The following is a 16,707-nucleotide window of genomic DNA, read 5'->3' as shown; positions in this document are numbered from 1 at the left end:
TACAACATTAACAAAAGAGCCACTCCAAGGAGTGGCTCTTTTGTTAATTTCTTCTTTTTTGACGTTTCTTCAACTGCTTCTTATCACGTTTGTGCTTTTTCATCATCTCCTCTTCCTTCTTGAGGATATCCTTCATCTTCTTGCTCTTCGCAATTTTTCTCTTATCAAAAGATTTGCGGCGGCTGCCTCTTTCCTCATATTCATTAAATCTTTTATCGAGGCCCTGCCCTCTCCTACCCACAGCATCCACGGAGCTTCCCTTTGTCTCTACTTTAGAAGTACCCCAAAATTCATCTTTAGAATTACTGCTGCTCTGTGCAGAAGATTGCGCCTTTGCCTCAGAAAAAGCCAAGAAACAACCAAAAGTCAATATCAATAAGCACAATTTCTTCATACTAACTGCTTGTGTTTTGTATTACAACGCATAAAAGCTTGTAAGGTATATATTAATCAGCAAACAAAGTATAAATCACCAAAAGTTCAGCTATTTAAAACTGTAAGATAAACCGATACCTAGTGTTTGCTTTACCTGCAGGCGTGGTCCCTTTTTATCGGGCAGCCCTGCTTCTTCCTGTGGTATATTGATATTGATATCATCATCATAGATCATGTGCACAAACAAGCTGGCAGAAATTAATTTATTCACTTTAAAGTTGACTAAGTTCTCCCAGTTAACGTCTACATTTTGTGGGTTGCGAAGGTAATTTGAGAACAGGTCTAGCTTAGACTGAAAAATAACGTTTTGTAAGATTTCTTCTCTGTACCGAATGTTCACAAAGCCGCCAAACTCTTTACGAAGTCGCTCACCGGTACCAGGTATACGTCGCCCTTCTACATCAATAGCAGCAGGCTCCACACCAAAAGCACCGAGGTCAGCGAGGCGCTGGCTACGCACTATTGTAAACTTACCTGTTACCGGCGAAATAAAAATGGATAACTTATCATTGGGTTTATAGTCCATACCTAAAGAGGCAAGCACAAAAGCAGGAACGAAAAAATCTGAAAGTATACTGTCTCGCTCAGGAGTGTATGTTGGGCTTAACTGTGTTCTCAAGTTTAGCTGCCCGGTATAAAACCATTTTTCTGAAGCTTGATGGCCGTACTTTAAATTTAGCTCAAGTTTATCATCACTTTTTCGGAAGCGCTGATTCTCCAGTTTAAGCGTACCATAGGTAATATCCAGAGAGTTATTCCAAGTGTTATGCCCTTTAGAATAATTTGCAAAGACGTTGGCAATACCTAACACTGACACAGAACTCTGTCCTCCAGCTGCCCAATTGCTTAAGCTTACCTGACTAAAGTTTACAGTGCCGGTTCCGCCAAAATTCCAATCTTTAAGAGTATCGGTTGGTGCTAAATCCTGAGCAAAGGAAAAAGGAAGTATAAAAAAGAAAAGTATAAGGGTATTAGGAACAAGCTTGAGTAAAAATCTTATCATATAAATAAACGTTGTATTGCTGCTTCAACAGCAGTATTAAAAAAATTAGAGTTGGTTTATACTTGCTTTGGCGCTGGAGTATTCACAGAATCATCATTTTTAAGGATATCGCGAATCTCGGCTAACAGCACCTCTTGCTTATTAACAGGCGGAGCCGGCTTGGCTGCTTCTTGCTCACGCATACGGTTAATAGTTCTGACAAGCAGGAAAATGGCAAAGGCAATAATCATAAAGTTTACCACAGCCTGAATAAAATTGCCGTAGTTTATAGAAACAGCCTGCTCCACAACAGTACCATTTTCAACTACAGCTTCTTTAAGCACTAGCTTTAGCTGCGAGAAGTCTACCCTGCTTATAAGCAAGCCAAGAGGAGGCATGATCACATCATCAACCAATGATTTTGTTACTCCGCCAAATGCAGCACCTATTACCACACCAACGGCAAGATCAATTACATTACCCTTAACGGCAAATTTCTTAAACTCCGAGAGAAAACCCATTAATTAAATTTATTTAGAAGTGAATAAAACTTTAGACATACATTATACATATACACAGGAGCAAATTCAGCACTATCCGCACCTTACGTAGCAATATGTTTAGATGGCTAATTTGCTACCCGGTGATTTAACTAAATTACTATATTTGTGCTGAAAATTAAGAATAGAAAAGGCGAAAAACCTATGGCTACATACGAAAACCTGCTGCTTGACCTGAACAACGGCATCCTGACAATTACGATTAACAGAGCAGATAAGCTTAATGCACTAAATATCGAAACCATTCGTGAGATCAAAAACGCTATACAGCAGGTGTATGACGACGAGGATGTAAAAGGTGCTATTTTTACAGGAGCAGGCCAGAAAGCGTTTGTTGCCGGCGCTGATATTTCTGAGATAGCAGAGCTAAGCGAACTGAATGCCCGCAGCTTTGCAGAAAGAGGCCAGGAAGTTTTCGCCATGATAGAGCGCTGCAATAAACCTGTGATTGCAGCAGTAAATGGCTTTGCCCTTGGCGGCGGGTGCGAACTGGCTATGGCGTGCCACATGCGTGTAGCCAGCGAAAATGCACGCTTCGGTCAACCGGAAGTAAACCTGGGTGTAATACCTGGCTATGGTGGCACACAACGCATGACTCAGCTAATTGGCAAAGGCAAAGCTATGGAGCTGATGATGACAGGCGACATGATTACGGCAGAAGAGGCTAGAGCTCTAGGGCTTGTAAACCATGTAGTACCGCAAGAAGACCTGCTGCTAAAGTGCAACGAGATACTTGGTAAGATTATGGGAAAAGCACCTCTTTCAATCGGCCTTGTTATTGAGTGTGTAAACGCAGTGTTTAACAAAGACGAGAACGGTTACCAAACCGAGGCAAACTCTTTTGCACGCTGCTGCTCATCAGAAGACTTTGTAGAGGGCACTACCGCTTTTCTAGAGAAACGTAAGCCAGCGTTCAAAGGCTTATAGACATATCAACCTTCAAACCCGACCCTTTTAAAGTATGAGTATAGCCAAGAAATTGGTCGGGCAGACTGCTGCCTATGGTTTGAGCAGTATAGTAGGCAGAGCCCTTAATTACCTGCTTGTTCCAATTTACACCGATGTATTCTTACCGGAGGAGTATGGTGTTTTTTCTTACCTGTATGCTTTTGTAGGCTTTTTAAACGTGCTGTATACTTATGGCATGGAAACAGCCTTTTTTCGTTTTGCCAATAAGCCTGGCGCAGACAAGTATAAATTGTATAACCAGGTTTTGAGCGTTATCCTGAGCAGCAGTGTCATACTTTCGGGTATACTTATGTTGCTCTCCGGGCCAATTGCAGATTATAAAAACTTTACCGCACAGGAGCAGAATTACATTCTCTGGCTAGCAGCCATACTTGCCATAGATGCCATCGTAGCCATACCTTTTGCCTGGCTCCGGCTCCAGAACAAAGCAATTAAGTTTGCTTCTATTAAATTGGCTAACATACTTTTAGTTATAGCTGCAAACTTGTTCTTTCTGGTGCTGTGCCGCGATATTTACAATGGCGACTATCTTCAGTCCCTACGCCCACTTATTACATCCATCTATAATCCTGATCTTGGTATAGGCTACATTATTTTGATCAATTTGGCAGCAAATGCTTTACTGATTCCGATGCTCTGGAGGGAGTTTAAAATCTTACGGTTTGAGTTAAACCCAGAGCTGCTGCGCCCTATGCTGGTTTATGCCTATCCGCTTATGCTGATGGGGATGGCCGGAATGGTGAATGAGCTGATAGACCGTATACTTTTAGAAGAATGGCTCCCGGAGAACTTTTACCCGGGCCATAGCAATTATGCAGCTGTAGGTATTTACAGTGCCTGCTACAAACTTTCTATTTTCATGACACTCACACTGCAGGCGTTCCGTTATGCAGCAGAGCCGTTCTTTTTCTCACAAGCAGAAAATAAAGAATCCCCTAAGACCTTTGCGCTCATTATGAAATGGTTTGTAATTGCCTGTGCCTTTATATTCCTGTTCATCTCGGCAAACTTAGATGTTTTTGCACATTTTTTTCTTCGTAAGCCGGAGTACCACGAAGGTCTAATGGTGGTACCTATATTGTTGTTGGCAAACCTTTTCCTGGGTGTATACTATAACCTTTCGGTGTGGTTTAAGCTTACTGATAAAACAAAGTATGGCACCTACATCAGTTTTGGCGGCGCAGCGGTAACCATTCTTTTCAACCTGCTGCTGATACCCGTACTCGGCTACATGGGCTCGGCTATAGCCACGTTTATCTGTTACTTTGGCATGGCCCTTTCCAGCTACCTTTTGGGCAATCGCCACTACCCTATTCCCTATCCAGTAAAAACCATAGCAGCCTATATTTTATTGGCGGTGGGGCTAGTTTGGTTGGTTTTAGGCATAGAAATCGATAACTTCTGGCTGCGTCACGCGTTCCAGTTGGCTGTGTGTGCTGTCTTCTTGGCAGTAGTATGGCTACGAGAGCGTTCCCGCTTACTTACATTTTAACCTTTTTTTGATAAGATGAACAACAAGAACCTGAAGGTTAACGTCATTAACCAATCTAAGCACGCGCTTCCGTCTTACCAGACCATACATTCGGCTGGCATGGACCTTAGAGCGAACTTAGAGGCACCTGTTACACTTAAGCCTTTACAGCGTGCCCTTTTACCAACTGGCCTTTTTATAGAATTACCAGAAGGGCACGAAGCACAAATTCGCCCTCGCAGTGGCTTGGCATACAAACATGGGATTTCTATCGTTAACAGTCCGGGCACTATTGATGCCGATTACCGTGGCGAGATAAAAGTGCTGTTAGTTAACCTGTCGGACCAGGATTTTGTAGTAGAGGACGGTGAGCGTATTGCCCAAATGGTAGTAGCCAAGTATGAGCGCGTTGAGTGGGCCGAGGCGGAAGCCTTAACCAATACTGAGCGAGGCGCCGGCGGCTACGGCAGTACAGGCACGAAGTAAGTGGTTGCTCGTTGTTCGTTTATGATATAAAGCTTTATACTTTACCAGATCAGCGAGAAGCGAAAACTTAACAATGAAAGATAAATACTGCGGCAGAGGCTGCAATTAAAATTATACTTTGAACCATAAAAAATAGCTATGAGGATAATAATACCGATGGCAGGTATGGGCAAGCGCATGCGCCCACACACATTAACGGTACCTAAACCACTAATCCCTATCGCAGGCAAGCCAATTGTACAGCGCCTGGTGGAGGATATTGCAAAAGTATGCCAAGAGCCTATCGAGGAGGTAGCTTTTATCATTGGTCGCTTTGGCGATGCAGTAGAGGCAGACCTTAAAAGTATAGCCGAACAGATTGGTGCAAAAGGCAGCATCCATTACCAGGACGAAGCATTGGGTACAGCCCACGCCATTATGTGCGCGAAGGATGCTTTAACTGGTAAAGTGGTAGTAGCCTTTGCCGACACCTTGTTTAAGGCAGACTTTAAATTGGACACAAACGCTGATGGCACTATCTGGGTGCAGCGCGTAGATGATCCCCGCCCATTTGGTGTGATTAAGTTAAACGATAGCAACGAGATCACTGATTTTGTAGAGAAGCCGCAGGAGTTTGTTTCTGATCTGGCTATTATCGGTATCTATTATTTCCGTGATGGGGAGTACCTGCGCCAGGAGCTACAGTACCTCCTCGACAACGACATCAAGGACAAAGGCGAGTACCAACTAACCAATGCCTTGGAGAACATGAAGAACAAAGGCACGAAGTTTATACCTGCCGTTATCTCTGAATGGTTAGATTGTGGAAATAAAAATGCAACAGTTTATACTAATCAACGCTATTTAGAGTATATAAAAGATGAAGAGGGACTGGTAGCCTCAACGGCAAAGCTGGAGAACACAGTAATTATACCTCCTGTATACATCGGTGAGAATGCGCAGATCACAAATTCTGTGATTGGTCCGCATGTTTCCATCGGCAACGATACTAGCGTATTAAACTCTGTAGTTAGCAACTCCATTATCCAGGAGAATACTGGCATCAAAAACAGCAACATTGCAAACTCTATGTTAGGCAATTTTGTTGTGTATGAAGGTCGTCAGTCTGATCTCAGCCTCGGCGACTACAATACGCTTATAGACTAGATTACCATGAATACATTCAGAAACATACTGCTTGCCACTTGCTGCTTTACTGTAGTGGCAGCAGCAGAAGCCAATGCACAGTCTTCTAAGAAGAAGGCTAAGGCAGCAAAAGAAGCTGCCGCTGCACAAACCTCGGTGGTTAACGAGCCGTCGGAACAGGAAAGGCAGATAAGCGAGGCTTTGTTTCTGGATGGTCTGAAATATTTTGTGCTGGAGGACTATCAACAAGCCCTCCAGCTTTTTCAGAAAGCCCATAGCTTAACTCCAAATAATGCGGCGCTTAACTATAAAGTAGCTGAAACATACCTCTTCCTGAAAAACCCGGTTTCTGCCGTACCATTTGCTCAGGCCGCTATCGCACAGGATAACAAAAACGCTTATTATTATTTGTTGTTGGCACAGCTGCACACTGACCAAAAACAGTTTGATGCTGCCGCACAGGCTTATAACGATCTGCTTCGCAACGTACCAAAATCTGAGGAATATCTGTTTAACTTAGCCGATTTATACTTGGCACAGGCCCGCTACGATGATGCTCTAAAGACGTATGAGCGTATCGAAAAGCAGTTTGGGGAGTTAGAGCAGCTAACTGTTAGCCGCCAGCAAATTTACCTGCGCCAGAAAAACATGGAGAAGGCTATTCAGGAGGGAGAAAAGTTAATTGCTAACTACCCAACTGAGCCGCGTTACTTCCTGGCACAGGCAGAACTTTATAACGCAAGTCAAAAGACAGACCAAGCAATTGTCGTACTCGACAAAGCCCTCCGTCTGGATCCGGACAACCCGTTTGCACACCTGATGCTTTCCGACCTGTATCGCCAAAAAGGTAACCTTGAAGAATCAGAGAAAAGAGTAAAAAAAGCTTTTGGCAGCGCTGAGCTTGATATAGACACTAAAGTGCGTATTTTGGTTGATTTTATTCGCCAGTTGCCTAACCCTGCTATAGAACAAGTATCGCTTGATCTGGCGAAGCTAACTATAAAAAACCATCCTGAAGAAGCAAAAGCCTATGCCGTTGCCGCTGACCTGCAGACAATTGTCGGGCATCGGGAAGAAGCGCGTAATAATTACTTAGAGGCAGTAAAGTTAGATGATTCTCATTTCAAAATCTGGCAACAGATAGTACTGCTTGATGCCGAACTCGCACAGGCTGATTCGTTGGTGGTACACTCAGAAAGAGCATTGGAGCTTTTCCCAAACCAAGCAGTGTTCTGGTTTTACAATGGCACCGGCCACATGATAGAAAAGAATTTTACCAAAGCAGTAAAAGCTTTGGAGCAAGGCAAACGTTTATCTACCGGTGACCTCGAACTTGTGGCGCAGTTTAACCTGCAGTTAGGTGATAGCTATAACTCGCTTAAGGATTTCAAGAAATCAGATGAGGCATACGAAGCTGTGTTGTCGCATGACGCTAACAATGCGCATGTACTAAATAATTACAGCTATTACCTGTCGTTGCGCGGAGAAAACATGCAAAAGGCAAAAGAAATGTCAGAGCGTCTTGTAAAGCAGCATCCAACTAACCCAACATACCTGGATACCTATGCTTGGGTACTTTATAAGATGGGCGAATACACAGAAGCACGCAAATACCTGGAGCAGGCAGTAGCCATCTCAGATGATGCTACTATTGTAGAGCATTATGGAGATGTATTATATAAACTAGGCAAAAGGGAAGAAGCTTTGAGCCAATGGCAAAAAGCTAAGTTAAAAGGAGAAGCCTCTGCCTTTATCGATAAGAAAATAAAAGACAAAAAACTTTATGAGTAAACACCTTCTGGTGGGCCTCCTGTCTATACTACTGCTGGCAGGCTGCAAAAAAGAATCGCTTCCATCTACAGCCTCTGAATCTACTGAAACCATTGGTCGTGTTACTGTAAACAACCTGGATTTTACCTACCTTAACTCAAAGGGCCAGATCACCTTCGCAGATAACAATGATAACCTGTCTTCAGGCATTACACTCCGCATGAAGAAGGATAGCATTATTTGGGTTTCTGTACAACCTGGCTTAGGGATTGAGGCAGCTCGCATGAAACTGACCCAGGATTCTGTTTACATGATCAATCGCCTGCATAAAGAATATGCTGCTACTGATTATCGCTTTCTGAGAAGCAAATTAAATGTAGATGTAAACTTTGATGTGGTTCAGTCTATTCTGCTGGGCAATTATCAGGCCCAGGGCACAGAAAAAATAATGGTAGCTGAAAACATGCAGCACATACAGCAAATTCGCCAAAGCCTGCTGTTCGATTATTTCATTGGCCTGGACAACAGTAAGCTACAGCAACTCAACGTGCAGGATAACAGTAACGGTAATTCTATCACAGTAAAGTATAATACTTTTAACAAGGTAGGTGCAGTTCCGTTCGCTCATGATATGGCAGCACAGGTATTACAAAAAGGGCAAGTTACCGACTTTACCCTGAAACATACGCGCATCTCTATTACAGACGCCTCTTTGGAGTTTCCGTTTTCTGTTCCAAAAGATTATAAACGCCTTACTTTTAATTAAATCTGTTTGCCTGTTGGTACTTCAGTTATAGTTTTGCCATATTTGTAGGCTGAGTACAAACCAACCTATAGTTTAATGAAGGCCCTTTACAGAATTATCTTTTTACTGTGTTTCCTGTCTCTCCCCCTGTTTGCTCAGGCTCAAAAAGGGAAATCCAAAGCACAGCTTGAAAAAGAGAAAAAGGAAAACCTTAACCGCATTAAACAAGCCAACAAAATACTCCAGCAAACCAAGAAGGAGAAAGCAGCTTCTATTGGCCAACTTAATGCCATCAAAGAAAAAATTGATGTACAGAAGGGAGTAATAACCAACATTTCTAAAGAAATAACTTTTATAGAGTCTGATGTACAGACAACCGAGGGAATAGTGCAGGCTCTGCAAAAAGACCTTGAACAGTTGAAGGCAGAATATGCTACTATGGTTTATGCTGCCTCTAAAACGGCTAATAGTTATAACAAGCTAATGTTCCTGTTCGCATCAGAGTCTTTTAACCAGTTTGCTATGCGCCTGCGCTATCTGCAACAATATTCAGAAGCACGACAGAAACAAGTAGAGCAAATAAATAAAGTACAGACTGCCCTTACTGGCCAAATAAACATACTTGAATCCAAACGAAAACAAAAGCAGGGCCTGTTAAGCAAGCAAATAGCTGAAAGCAAAAACCTACAAACATTAAAAGTACAACAAGATAGTGTGATTAACCGCCTAAGCAAGCAGGAGACAAACCTAAAGCAGGAAGTGGCGCAGCGACAGCAGGCAGTTAAAAAATTGGATAAGTTGATTGCGGATATTGTGCGTGAAGAAATAGCCCGTGCAGCACGTGCCGCACGTGAGGCAGGCAAAGCATCAAGTGGCAGTAGCACCAAAATGACACTTACACCTGAGGCAGCATTAATCTCCTCATCATTTGCCGGAAACAAAGGCAGATTAGCATGGCCTGTAGAACGTGGCTTCATCTCCCAAAAGTTTGGCCGCCATAATCACCCGGTGTTAAAGGGAGTAGTAGTAGAGAATAGGGGGGTTGATATACAAACAGCACAGGGTGCAACAGCTCGTGCCATTTTTGAAGGTACCGTTTTAACAGTTGCCTCTGTACCAGGTATGAACAATATTGTAATGGTGCAACACGGCGAGTACTTCACGGTTTATGCTAAATTAAAGTCTGTAAATGTTACTACGGGGCAAAAGATAAACATCAAAGATGTGATCGGAACAATCTATACTGATGCAGACGGCACGACAGAACTACAGTTCCAGGTGTGGAAAAACAGCAGCAACATGAACCCTGAGGTCTGGCTCTCCAGAAAATGATATTTAGTTAGTCTATTAATGGGAAACTCACGGTGCAGGCCGTGAGTTTTTTGCTTTTAAAGCTGTCAACATAACTTCATACACTTTTTGAAGGGTAATAAATATGCCGCATTAAAAAGTAGCATTAATTAAATATGGGCATAAAACAAAAAAACACCCTACAGTGCAGGGTGCCTTTCCAAGCTATGAAAACAAACTTAATATTTTATATTGAAGTACATCTTCGGGTTTCCAAATCATGTACTCTTATATTCTAACTCTAAATTACAACCTGAAGTTCAAAACTGCAAGTAGTAAGCAAATTATTCAGAAATTTTAAGAATAACTGTATAGCTATACTACTATTTAAGTACTTTTGTTACTAAATTATATATCTTTTTTTTAAGATACTGGTTTCCTTGATTAAGGAAAACATGTATAGCACAGAAAAGCTTATTGATTACCTCTTAGAGGTTTTGCAGGATATAATTTTATCACTAAAGCCGTCTACTTCAAAACTATATTATCAAGCTTGGTGCCAAAAAATACAAAGCACGCCAATACATTAATAATCAACACATAGCGCGTACAGCCACCTTTCGAAATTTCCCAAACAAAGAAAATAACATAACACACATTCCCATATTTGGAAATAATAACAAATTCCAATATGCCCAATTAGAGATTCACAAAAGCCTAAGATCCCTGCTATCTGGCAACGAAAAAATATAATCTATTCATAACTACTTAACTCATAGCTGAATGAAAAACTTATTAGAGCTATTTTAGCTATACACTGCAGTTATTAAACTTATCTCGTCTGTTGTGGGTTTATTTAAAATATTAACCCTAATTTTGCGGTATACATTTTAAATTTAATAACATGGAAATCACTAACATTTTCCTATTTATTGGTGGTCTTGGCGGCACAGAAGTAATCCTTATTTTAGTAGTTATTCTTTTACTTTTTGGCGCTAAGCGTATCCCTGAGCTTGCAAAAGGTCTTGGCCGTGGCATCAGAGAGTTTAAAGACGCTACAAAAGAAGTGAAGAGCGAGATCGAATCTTCTGTAAAAGACGACGAGCGTAAGTAATAGCTACTATTAGCCCTTATTTAAGGCTATGTGCTTAAATACGATATTCCTTTTTCTAGGGGACCTGGGAGGAGGAGAATTGCTTGTTGTAGTAACAGCAATCTTAGTATTGTTTGGCGCAGATCGCATACCCGGCATTGCCCGCTCCTTTGGCCGCGGCATGCGAGAGTTTAAAGATGCGACTAACGAAATTAAATCTGAATTAGAGCGTTCTTTCGAAGACGAAAAGAAGTCAAAATAGATTGAAACAGTATAACTCGCTACAAGACATTCGCACCAACCTTGCCGATGGGCAACTTACGTGCCGCCAGCTGGTGGACCATTACATCCACAACATCAAAGAAAAGGCTGAACTAAATGCATTTCTGGAAATCTTTGAGCAGGAAGCCTACACACAGGCCGACATCATAGACCATAAGTTAGCTAACGGCACTGCCGGTAAACTGGCAGGCATGGTTATAGGCATTAAAGATGTGTTGGCTTACGAGGGCCACGCCCTGCAGGCATCCAGCCAGATTCTGAACGGATTTAAGTCGTTATACACAGCTACTGCAGTACAGCGACTAATTGCCGAAGATGCTATTATTATAGGCCGCCAGAACTGTGATGAGTTTGCGATGGGTGCTTCGAACGAGAATTCTTCCTTTGGACCTGCCCTGAATGCCGACGATACCTCTCGTGTACCGGGTGGTTCATCGGGTGGTTCTGCAGTTGCTGTCCAGGCTGATTTGTGCCTTGCCTCCATTGGTTCCGACACAGGTGGCTCTGTACGTCAGCCGGCGTCTTTTTGCGGTGTAGTAGGATTAAAGCCTACTTATTCACGCATTTCACGCTACGGCCTTATTGCATATGCCTCTTCTTTCGACCAAATTGGCATTATATCTAAAAGCGTGTCGGATGCGGCACTATTGCTGGAAGTAATGGCTGGCAAGGATGAGTACGACAGCACTGTTAGCCAACGTGAAGTGCCTGCCTACAGCGAACAGCTTTCCTCTAATAAAAAGTATAAGATCGGCTACATCCGTGACTGCTTTGAAAGCGAAGGCTTAGATGCAGAAGTAAAGGATGCCATACTTGGCGTGAAAGACATGCTGAAAGAAGCGGGACATCAGGTAGAGGCTGTGGAATTCCCATATCTCGACTATATGGTGCCTACTTATTATATTCTTACCACGGCAGAGGCTAGTTCAAACTTGGGCCGCTACGATGGTGTGAAGTATGGCTATCGTTCTGAAAACGCCACAGATCTTACTTCTCTTTATAAAAAGACAAGAGCAGAAGGTTTTGGCCCTGAAGTTCAGCGCCGCATCATACTTGGTACATTTGTGCTAAGTGCAGATTATTATGATGCATACTATACAAAGGCACAACGCGTTAGAAGGCTAATTAAGGAGAAGACAGATGAATTGCTTCAGTCTTACGATTTTCTTATCTTGCCTACAGCTCCTACTACAGCATTTAAATTAGGAGAGAATACAGCGAATCCATTGGCTATGTATTTAGCCGATATCTTTACTGTACAGGCCTCTTTAGCGGGCGTTCCGGCCATTTCTATACCAATTGGTCGCGATACCAACGGCCTTTCCATCGGGTTACAACTTATGACCCGCTCATTCGAGGAGCCGCAATTGCTTGCTTTTTCGAATTATATCCTGGATAAGATAACCGTTGAAGCATAAATATTCATGACATATTTCAGACTATTTACTGTAATAGCTACCGTAATTGGCAGTTTGTGTGCTATAGGCACGCAGGCTGCCAATTACGGTTTAAATAAGCCTCATCTTCTTCTGGATACCCTGAAGCCTCAGCTTGATACAAACTTTATAACAGAGGAGGATCTGGCGCTGCTGGTGGAGCTCATTCCCAATGAGCCTGACGAGGTAATTCAGGACCGCTTAAGCTGTATAGAGTCTGACATCCCGCTTGAATTTAACAAAGCTGTAAGAGCACACATCGACTACTTCACGATCCGAAACAGAAAGTATACACGCACCATGCTTTCGCGTGAAAATGTATACTTCCCTATTTTCGAAAAATACCTGGAGAAGCATGATATGCCGCAGGACATGAAGTATCTTGCTATTGTGGAATCAGGATTAAACCCTAAAGCAGCATCATGGGCAAAGGCTGTAGGTTTATGGCAGTTTATACCTGTTACAGGTAAAGAATATGGCCTGGAGCAGAACCAGTACATTGATGAACGCATGGACCCAGAGAAGTCTACAGATGCAGCACTGCGTTTCCTGAAAAGGCTTTACAAAACCTACGGAGATTGGGAACTGGCTATGGCAGCCTATAACTGTGGTCCTGGTAATGTAAATAAGGCTATACGCAGATCAGGCGGTAAACGTACTTTTTGGGAGATCTACCCATACTTGCCACGCGAAACGCGCAACTACATCCCGTCCATGACGGCAGTTATCTATGCTATGAAATATGCCCCCGAGCATAATATTTTCACTGACTCTGTACTCTATACTCCTGAAACTGCTTACCTGGAGCTCAATAAAGAAGTTGACCTGGAAAAGCTTGCAGAAGAACTGCACCTTACAAAAGAAGAGCTATTAGCACTTAACCCGGAGTTAAAGAAAACCAAGATTCCGGAGCACATGCTTAACTATAGAATCAAGATACCTGCTCAGTCTGCTAACTTGGTAGCAAGTATAGTTGATAAAGAGTGTGTACTTATGGCTGCGGCTCCTATAAAGCAAGCAGAACCAGAAGCGCCAGTTCTTGAGCCCGCAAAAACACCAGCACTATTAGCTAACACTACCAGAAGTAAAGAGGAGAAGTCAGAACAGAAAGAAACTGGTTTGTCATCGAAAGCCACTTATACTGTGCGCCGTGGCGATAACCTGTCTGTTATAGCCCAAAATCACAATGTAACCGTGGAAGAGCTTAAAGAATGGAATAACCTTAAGGGCAATAGTATAATGGCAGGCCAAAAACTGGATATCTTGAAGCCTGAACTGGAAGCTGACACAAAACTGCTGGCATCCAATACAGAAACAACGGCACCGGCAAAGGCAGAGAAAGCAGCGACTCCATCAAGAACAATAAAAGTAAAGCAGGAAAGTCTAATCTATCATGTACAGCCCGGTGACACCCTCTGGACTATCTCACAGAAACACAATGGCCTAACAGTAGAGCAGATAAAGAAGCTTAACAAACTTAAGTCTAATGCTATACAGCCAGGCCAGAAACTAATCCTGAGCTAAAGCCTAAGAGAAACTATACTTTAGAGCACCTTTTCGAGCAGAGGGTGCTCTTTTTTTATACTTATAAGTTTTCATCGCAGCAGCAGGTGTAAATAATTGCAATTTCTGCTGCACAATGCCCTCAGAGCATGTATCTTTGAAGGCTCAGTTTTGGATTAACGCAAAAATCTTATGAAATTGGTCTTTAGCAAGATATAATTTGCAAAAAGCCTAAATGTGTTGTCCAAAATTTAGCACCAACAACACAAACAACAACGCATACCATGATCAAAGTAAACAAAGAAGACGCCCTAAACTACCACATGCAGGGTCAGCCTGGTAAAATTGAGGTAGTGCCTACAAAAATGGTAAGCACGCAACATGATCTTGCGCTTGCATACTCTCCTGGCGTTGCAGAACCGTGTAAAGAAATAGCCGCCGATAAAGACAATGTTTATAAGTATACAGCCAAAGGCAACCTGGTTGGAGTAATCTCCAATGGTACAGCAGTGCTTGGTTTAGGTAACATTGGTCCTGATGCATCTAAACCAGTAATGGAAGGTAAAGGCGTACTCTTCAAGAAATTTGCAGGTATCGATGTTTTCGACATTGAAATAGACTGCACCGACCCGGCAGAGTTTGTGCGTATTGTAAAGTCGCTGGAGCCAACCTTTGGGGGTATTAACTTAGAGGATATTAAAGCTCCTGAAAGCTTTAAGATAGAGAATGCACTGAAGGAGCAGATGAATATTCCGCTGATGCATGACGACCAGCACGGTACAGCTATTATTTCATCAGCGGCATTGCTCAACGCCCTGGAGCTTGCAGGCAAAAGTATAGGCGAAATAAAGATGGTAGTAAATGGAGCTGGTGCTGCTGCCATTGCCTGTGCCAAGCTTTATGTAGCCTTAGGTGTAAAGATGGATAACATCGTGATGTTCGACAAGGACGGCATTATACGTCCGGAGCGCGACGACCTTGATATCTACAGAGCTCAGTTTGTAACGCTGCGCAAAATAACTACATTAGAAGAGGCCATGCGTGATGCTGATGTTTTTGTTGGCTTATCGGCTGGAAACGTATTGCCTGCAGAGTATGTAAAGCTGATGGCTCCAAATCCTATTATTTTTGCCTTGGCTAACCCTGATCCGGAAATCCCTTACGAAGTGGCTATGGCTACACGCGAAGACCTGATCATGGCTACCGGTCGTTCAGATCATCCTAACCAAGTAAATAATGTACTAGGCTTCCCATATATCTTCAGGGGTGCTTTGGATGTGCGTGCCACCGAGATTAACGAAGAAATGAAACTAGCGGCGGTAAACGCGCTGGCTGCTTTGGCAAAAGAAGATGTACCAGAAATTGTACACAAAGCTTATGGCGACAATACCATTTCTTTTGGGCGCAAATACCTAATCCCAAAACCGCTAGACCCACGCCTGATCACAACAGTATCTCCGGCAGTAGCGAAAGCAGCAATGGCAAGCGGTGTGGCACGATTGCCTATCACTGATTGGTTAAAGTATGAGCAGGAACTACAAGAGCGCATCGGCATCGACCAAAAGCTGATGACGCGTATTACCAACCAGGCGAAAAAGAACCCTAAAACTGTAGTATTCGCAGAGGCAGACCACTATAAAATTCTGAAGGCTGCTCAAACAGTAAACGATCAGCGCATTGCCAACCCTATACTTTTAGGTAATCGCAAACGCATACAGGCCATAATTGAGGAAACCAACCTAGACCTAGACGGTGTGACGATTATTGACCCGTTTGAGGAAGATGCAAAACGCGAAGAGTTTGCGCAAATGTTGTACATTAAGCGTCAGCGTAAAGGCCTCACCTTGTTTGATGCACGTCGCTTGATGCGTGACAGAAATTACTTTGGCAGCATGATGCTGGAATGTGGAGACGCAGATGCGCTTATCTCAGGCCTAACCCGAGACTACTCTAAGACAATAGTGCCGGCATTGCAGGTAATCGGCGTTGAAGAAGGCATCAACAAAGTGGCGGGTATGTACATCATCCTGAACAAGAAAGAGCCATACTTCTTTGCAGATACCACTGTTAACGTAAACCCGACTGCTGACGAACTAGTGGATATTATTGGTTTGACGGCACGTGCTGTACGTTTTTTTGACCAGGAGCCACGAATGGCGGTGCTATCGTACTCAAACTTTGGTTCGGTGCAGGGCGATATTCCAAATAAGGGAGCTGAGGCTGTAAGAAAGGCAAAAGCAAAGTATCCAGAATTATTGATAGACGGTGAAATGCAGGCAAACACAGCCTTGAACCGCGACCTGCTGCGCGAGCACTACCCGTTCAGCGAACTGGCAGGCAAGGGCGCCAATACATTAATATTCCCGACGCTTACCTCAGGTAACATAGCTTACAAACTACTTCAAGAAATAGGTGGCGCAGAAGCCATAGGTCCAGTTTTGATGGGTATGCGTAAGCCGGTGCACATCCTGCAGCTAGGAAGCTCTATCAGAGAAATTGTAAACATGGTAGCCATTGCTGTCGTAGATGCACAGAACTACAACAATCAACATATATAGAC

The 16,707-nt window shown here is 43.0% G+C and carries 15 protein-coding genes; 12 read left to right on the top strand and 3 right to left on the bottom strand.

The annotated features are described in order from the left end of the window. Window positions 1-43 precede the first annotated feature (43 nt). From WG943_RS20545 to mscL, 3 genes are all read right to left on the bottom strand, one after another. Window positions 44-394, bottom strand: a complete 351-nt coding sequence (locus WG943_RS20545) for a hypothetical protein (RefSeq protein ID WP_340411855.1) — start codon at window positions 392-394, stop codon at window positions 44-46. Between the two features lie 90 nt (window positions 395-484). Next, window positions 485-1,438, bottom strand: coding sequence for a DUF3078 domain-containing protein (locus WG943_RS20540; RefSeq protein ID WP_340411854.1), 954 nt, complete (start codon window positions 1,436-1,438; stop codon window positions 485-487). Window positions 1,439-1,494: 56 nt separating this feature from the next. Then, window positions 1,495-1,938 (bottom strand): large-conductance mechanosensitive channel protein MscL, encoded by a 444-nt coding sequence (gene mscL, locus WG943_RS20535; protein WP_340411853.1) that lies wholly within the window; start codon window positions 1,936-1,938, stop codon window positions 1,495-1,497. Between the two features lie 183 nt (window positions 1,939-2,121). Here mscL and WG943_RS20530 point away from each other — a divergent pair, with 183 nt between their 5' ends. The 12 genes from WG943_RS20530 (at window position 2,122) to WG943_RS20475 (ending at window position 16,705) form a co-directional block, all read left to right on the top strand. Then, window positions 2,122-2,904, top strand: a complete 783-nt coding sequence (locus WG943_RS20530; RefSeq protein ID WP_340411852.1) for an enoyl-CoA hydratase/isomerase family protein — start codon at window positions 2,122-2,124, stop codon at window positions 2,902-2,904. Window positions 2,905-2,938: 34 nt separating this feature from the next. Further along, window positions 2,939-4,438, top strand: a complete 1,500-nt coding sequence (locus WG943_RS20525) for a lipopolysaccharide biosynthesis protein (RefSeq protein WP_340411850.1) — start codon at window positions 2,939-2,941, stop codon at window positions 4,436-4,438. A gap of 15 nt (window positions 4,439-4,453) precedes the next feature. Continuing rightward, window positions 4,454-4,903, top strand: a complete 450-nt coding sequence (gene dut, locus WG943_RS20520; protein ID WP_340411849.1) for a dUTP diphosphatase — start codon at window positions 4,454-4,456, stop codon at window positions 4,901-4,903. A gap of 138 nt (window positions 4,904-5,041) precedes the next feature. Continuing rightward, window positions 5,042-6,049, top strand: coding sequence for a sugar phosphate nucleotidyltransferase (locus WG943_RS20515; RefSeq protein WP_340411848.1), 1,008 nt, complete (start codon window positions 5,042-5,044; stop codon window positions 6,047-6,049). Between the two features lie 6 nt (window positions 6,050-6,055). Further along, window positions 6,056-7,819: a tetratricopeptide repeat protein gene (locus WG943_RS20510; protein ID WP_340411846.1), complete on the top strand. Its 1,764-nt coding sequence runs from the start codon at window positions 6,056-6,058 to the stop codon at window positions 7,817-7,819. Next, a complete protein-coding gene (locus WG943_RS20505) occupies window positions 7,812-8,564 on the top strand; it encodes a DUF4292 domain-containing protein (RefSeq protein WP_340411844.1) in 753 nt (250 codons plus the stop codon). The genes WG943_RS20510 and WG943_RS20505 overlap by 8 nt, the downstream gene beginning before the upstream one ends. Window positions 8,565-8,639: 75 nt before the next feature. After that, entirely contained in the window at window positions 8,640-9,875 is a 1,236-nt protein-coding gene (locus WG943_RS20500; RefSeq protein ID WP_340411842.1) for a murein hydrolase activator EnvC family protein, read from the top strand. A gap of 862 nt (window positions 9,876-10,737) precedes the next feature. Then, window positions 10,738-10,947: a Sec-independent protein translocase subunit TatA/TatB gene (locus WG943_RS20495; RefSeq protein WP_340411841.1), complete on the top strand. Its 210-nt coding sequence runs from the start codon at window positions 10,738-10,740 to the stop codon at window positions 10,945-10,947. Window positions 10,948-10,975: 28 nt separating this feature from the next. Beyond that, window positions 10,976-11,188 (top strand): Sec-independent protein translocase subunit TatA/TatB, encoded by a 213-nt coding sequence (locus WG943_RS20490; protein WP_340411839.1) that lies wholly within the window; start codon window positions 10,976-10,978, stop codon window positions 11,186-11,188. A gap of 1 nt (window position 11,189) precedes the next feature. Continuing rightward, a complete protein-coding gene (gatA, locus tag WG943_RS20485) occupies window positions 11,190-12,626 on the top strand; it encodes an Asp-tRNA(Asn)/Glu-tRNA(Gln) amidotransferase subunit GatA (protein ID WP_340411837.1) in 1,437 nt (478 codons plus the stop codon). A 6-nt stretch (window positions 12,627-12,632) separates the two neighbouring features. Continuing rightward, window positions 12,633-14,168: a lytic transglycosylase domain-containing protein gene (locus WG943_RS20480; protein ID WP_340411836.1), complete on the top strand. Its 1,536-nt coding sequence runs from the start codon at window positions 12,633-12,635 to the stop codon at window positions 14,166-14,168. Between the two features lie 263 nt (window positions 14,169-14,431). Then, a complete protein-coding gene (locus WG943_RS20475) occupies window positions 14,432-16,705 on the top strand; it encodes an NADP-dependent malic enzyme (RefSeq protein ID WP_340411834.1) in 2,274 nt (757 codons plus the stop codon). Window positions 16,706-16,707 lie beyond the last annotated feature (2 nt).

It is taken from the genome of Pontibacter sp. H249, from assembly GCF_037892465.1.
Classification (GTDB): domain Bacteria; phylum Bacteroidota; class Bacteroidia; order Cytophagales; family Hymenobacteraceae; genus Pontibacter.
This window is presented reverse-complemented; position numbering and strand designations above follow the sequence as displayed.

Bases quoted from the DNA above. Each gene is read 5' to 3' on its own strand.
- WG943_RS20505 (WP_340411844.1), top strand. From the start codon at position 7,812: ATGAGTAAACACCTTCTGGTGGGCCTCCTGTCTATACTACTGCTGGCA.
- WG943_RS20490 (WP_340411839.1), top strand. From the start codon at position 10,976: ATGTGCTTAAATACGATATTCCTTTTTCTAGGGGACCTGGGAGGAGGA.
- WG943_RS20480 (WP_340411836.1), top strand. From the start codon at position 12,633: ATGACATATTTCAGACTATTTACTGTAATAGCTACCGTAATTGGCAGT.
- dut (WP_340411849.1), top strand. From the start codon at position 4,454: ATGAACAACAAGAACCTGAAGGTTAACGTCATTAACCAATCTAAGCAC.
- WG943_RS20515 (WP_340411848.1), top strand. From the start codon at position 5,042: ATGAGGATAATAATACCGATGGCAGGTATGGGCAAGCGCATGCGCCCA.
- WG943_RS20540 (WP_340411854.1), bottom strand. From the start codon at position 1,438: ATGATAAGATTTTTACTCAAGCTTGTTCCTAATACCCTTATACTTTTC.
- WG943_RS20500 (WP_340411842.1), top strand. From the start codon at position 8,640: ATGAAGGCCCTTTACAGAATTATCTTTTTACTGTGTTTCCTGTCTCTC.
- WG943_RS20495 (WP_340411841.1), top strand. From the start codon at position 10,738: ATGGAAATCACTAACATTTTCCTATTTATTGGTGGTCTTGGCGGCACA.
- WG943_RS20545 (WP_340411855.1), bottom strand. From the start codon at position 394: ATGAAGAAATTGTGCTTATTGATATTGACTTTTGGTTGTTTCTTGGCT.
- WG943_RS20530 (WP_340411852.1), top strand. From the start codon at position 2,122: ATGGCTACATACGAAAACCTGCTGCTTGACCTGAACAACGGCATCCTG.
- WG943_RS20510 (WP_340411846.1), top strand. From the start codon at position 6,056: ATGAATACATTCAGAAACATACTGCTTGCCACTTGCTGCTTTACTGTA.
- mscL (WP_340411853.1), bottom strand. From the start codon at position 1,938: ATGGGTTTTCTCTCGGAGTTTAAGAAATTTGCCGTTAAGGGTAATGTA.
- WG943_RS20475 (WP_340411834.1), top strand. From the start codon at position 14,432: ATGATCAAAGTAAACAAAGAAGACGCCCTAAACTACCACATGCAGGGT.
- WG943_RS20525 (WP_340411850.1), top strand. From the start codon at position 2,939: ATGAGTATAGCCAAGAAATTGGTCGGGCAGACTGCTGCCTATGGTTTG.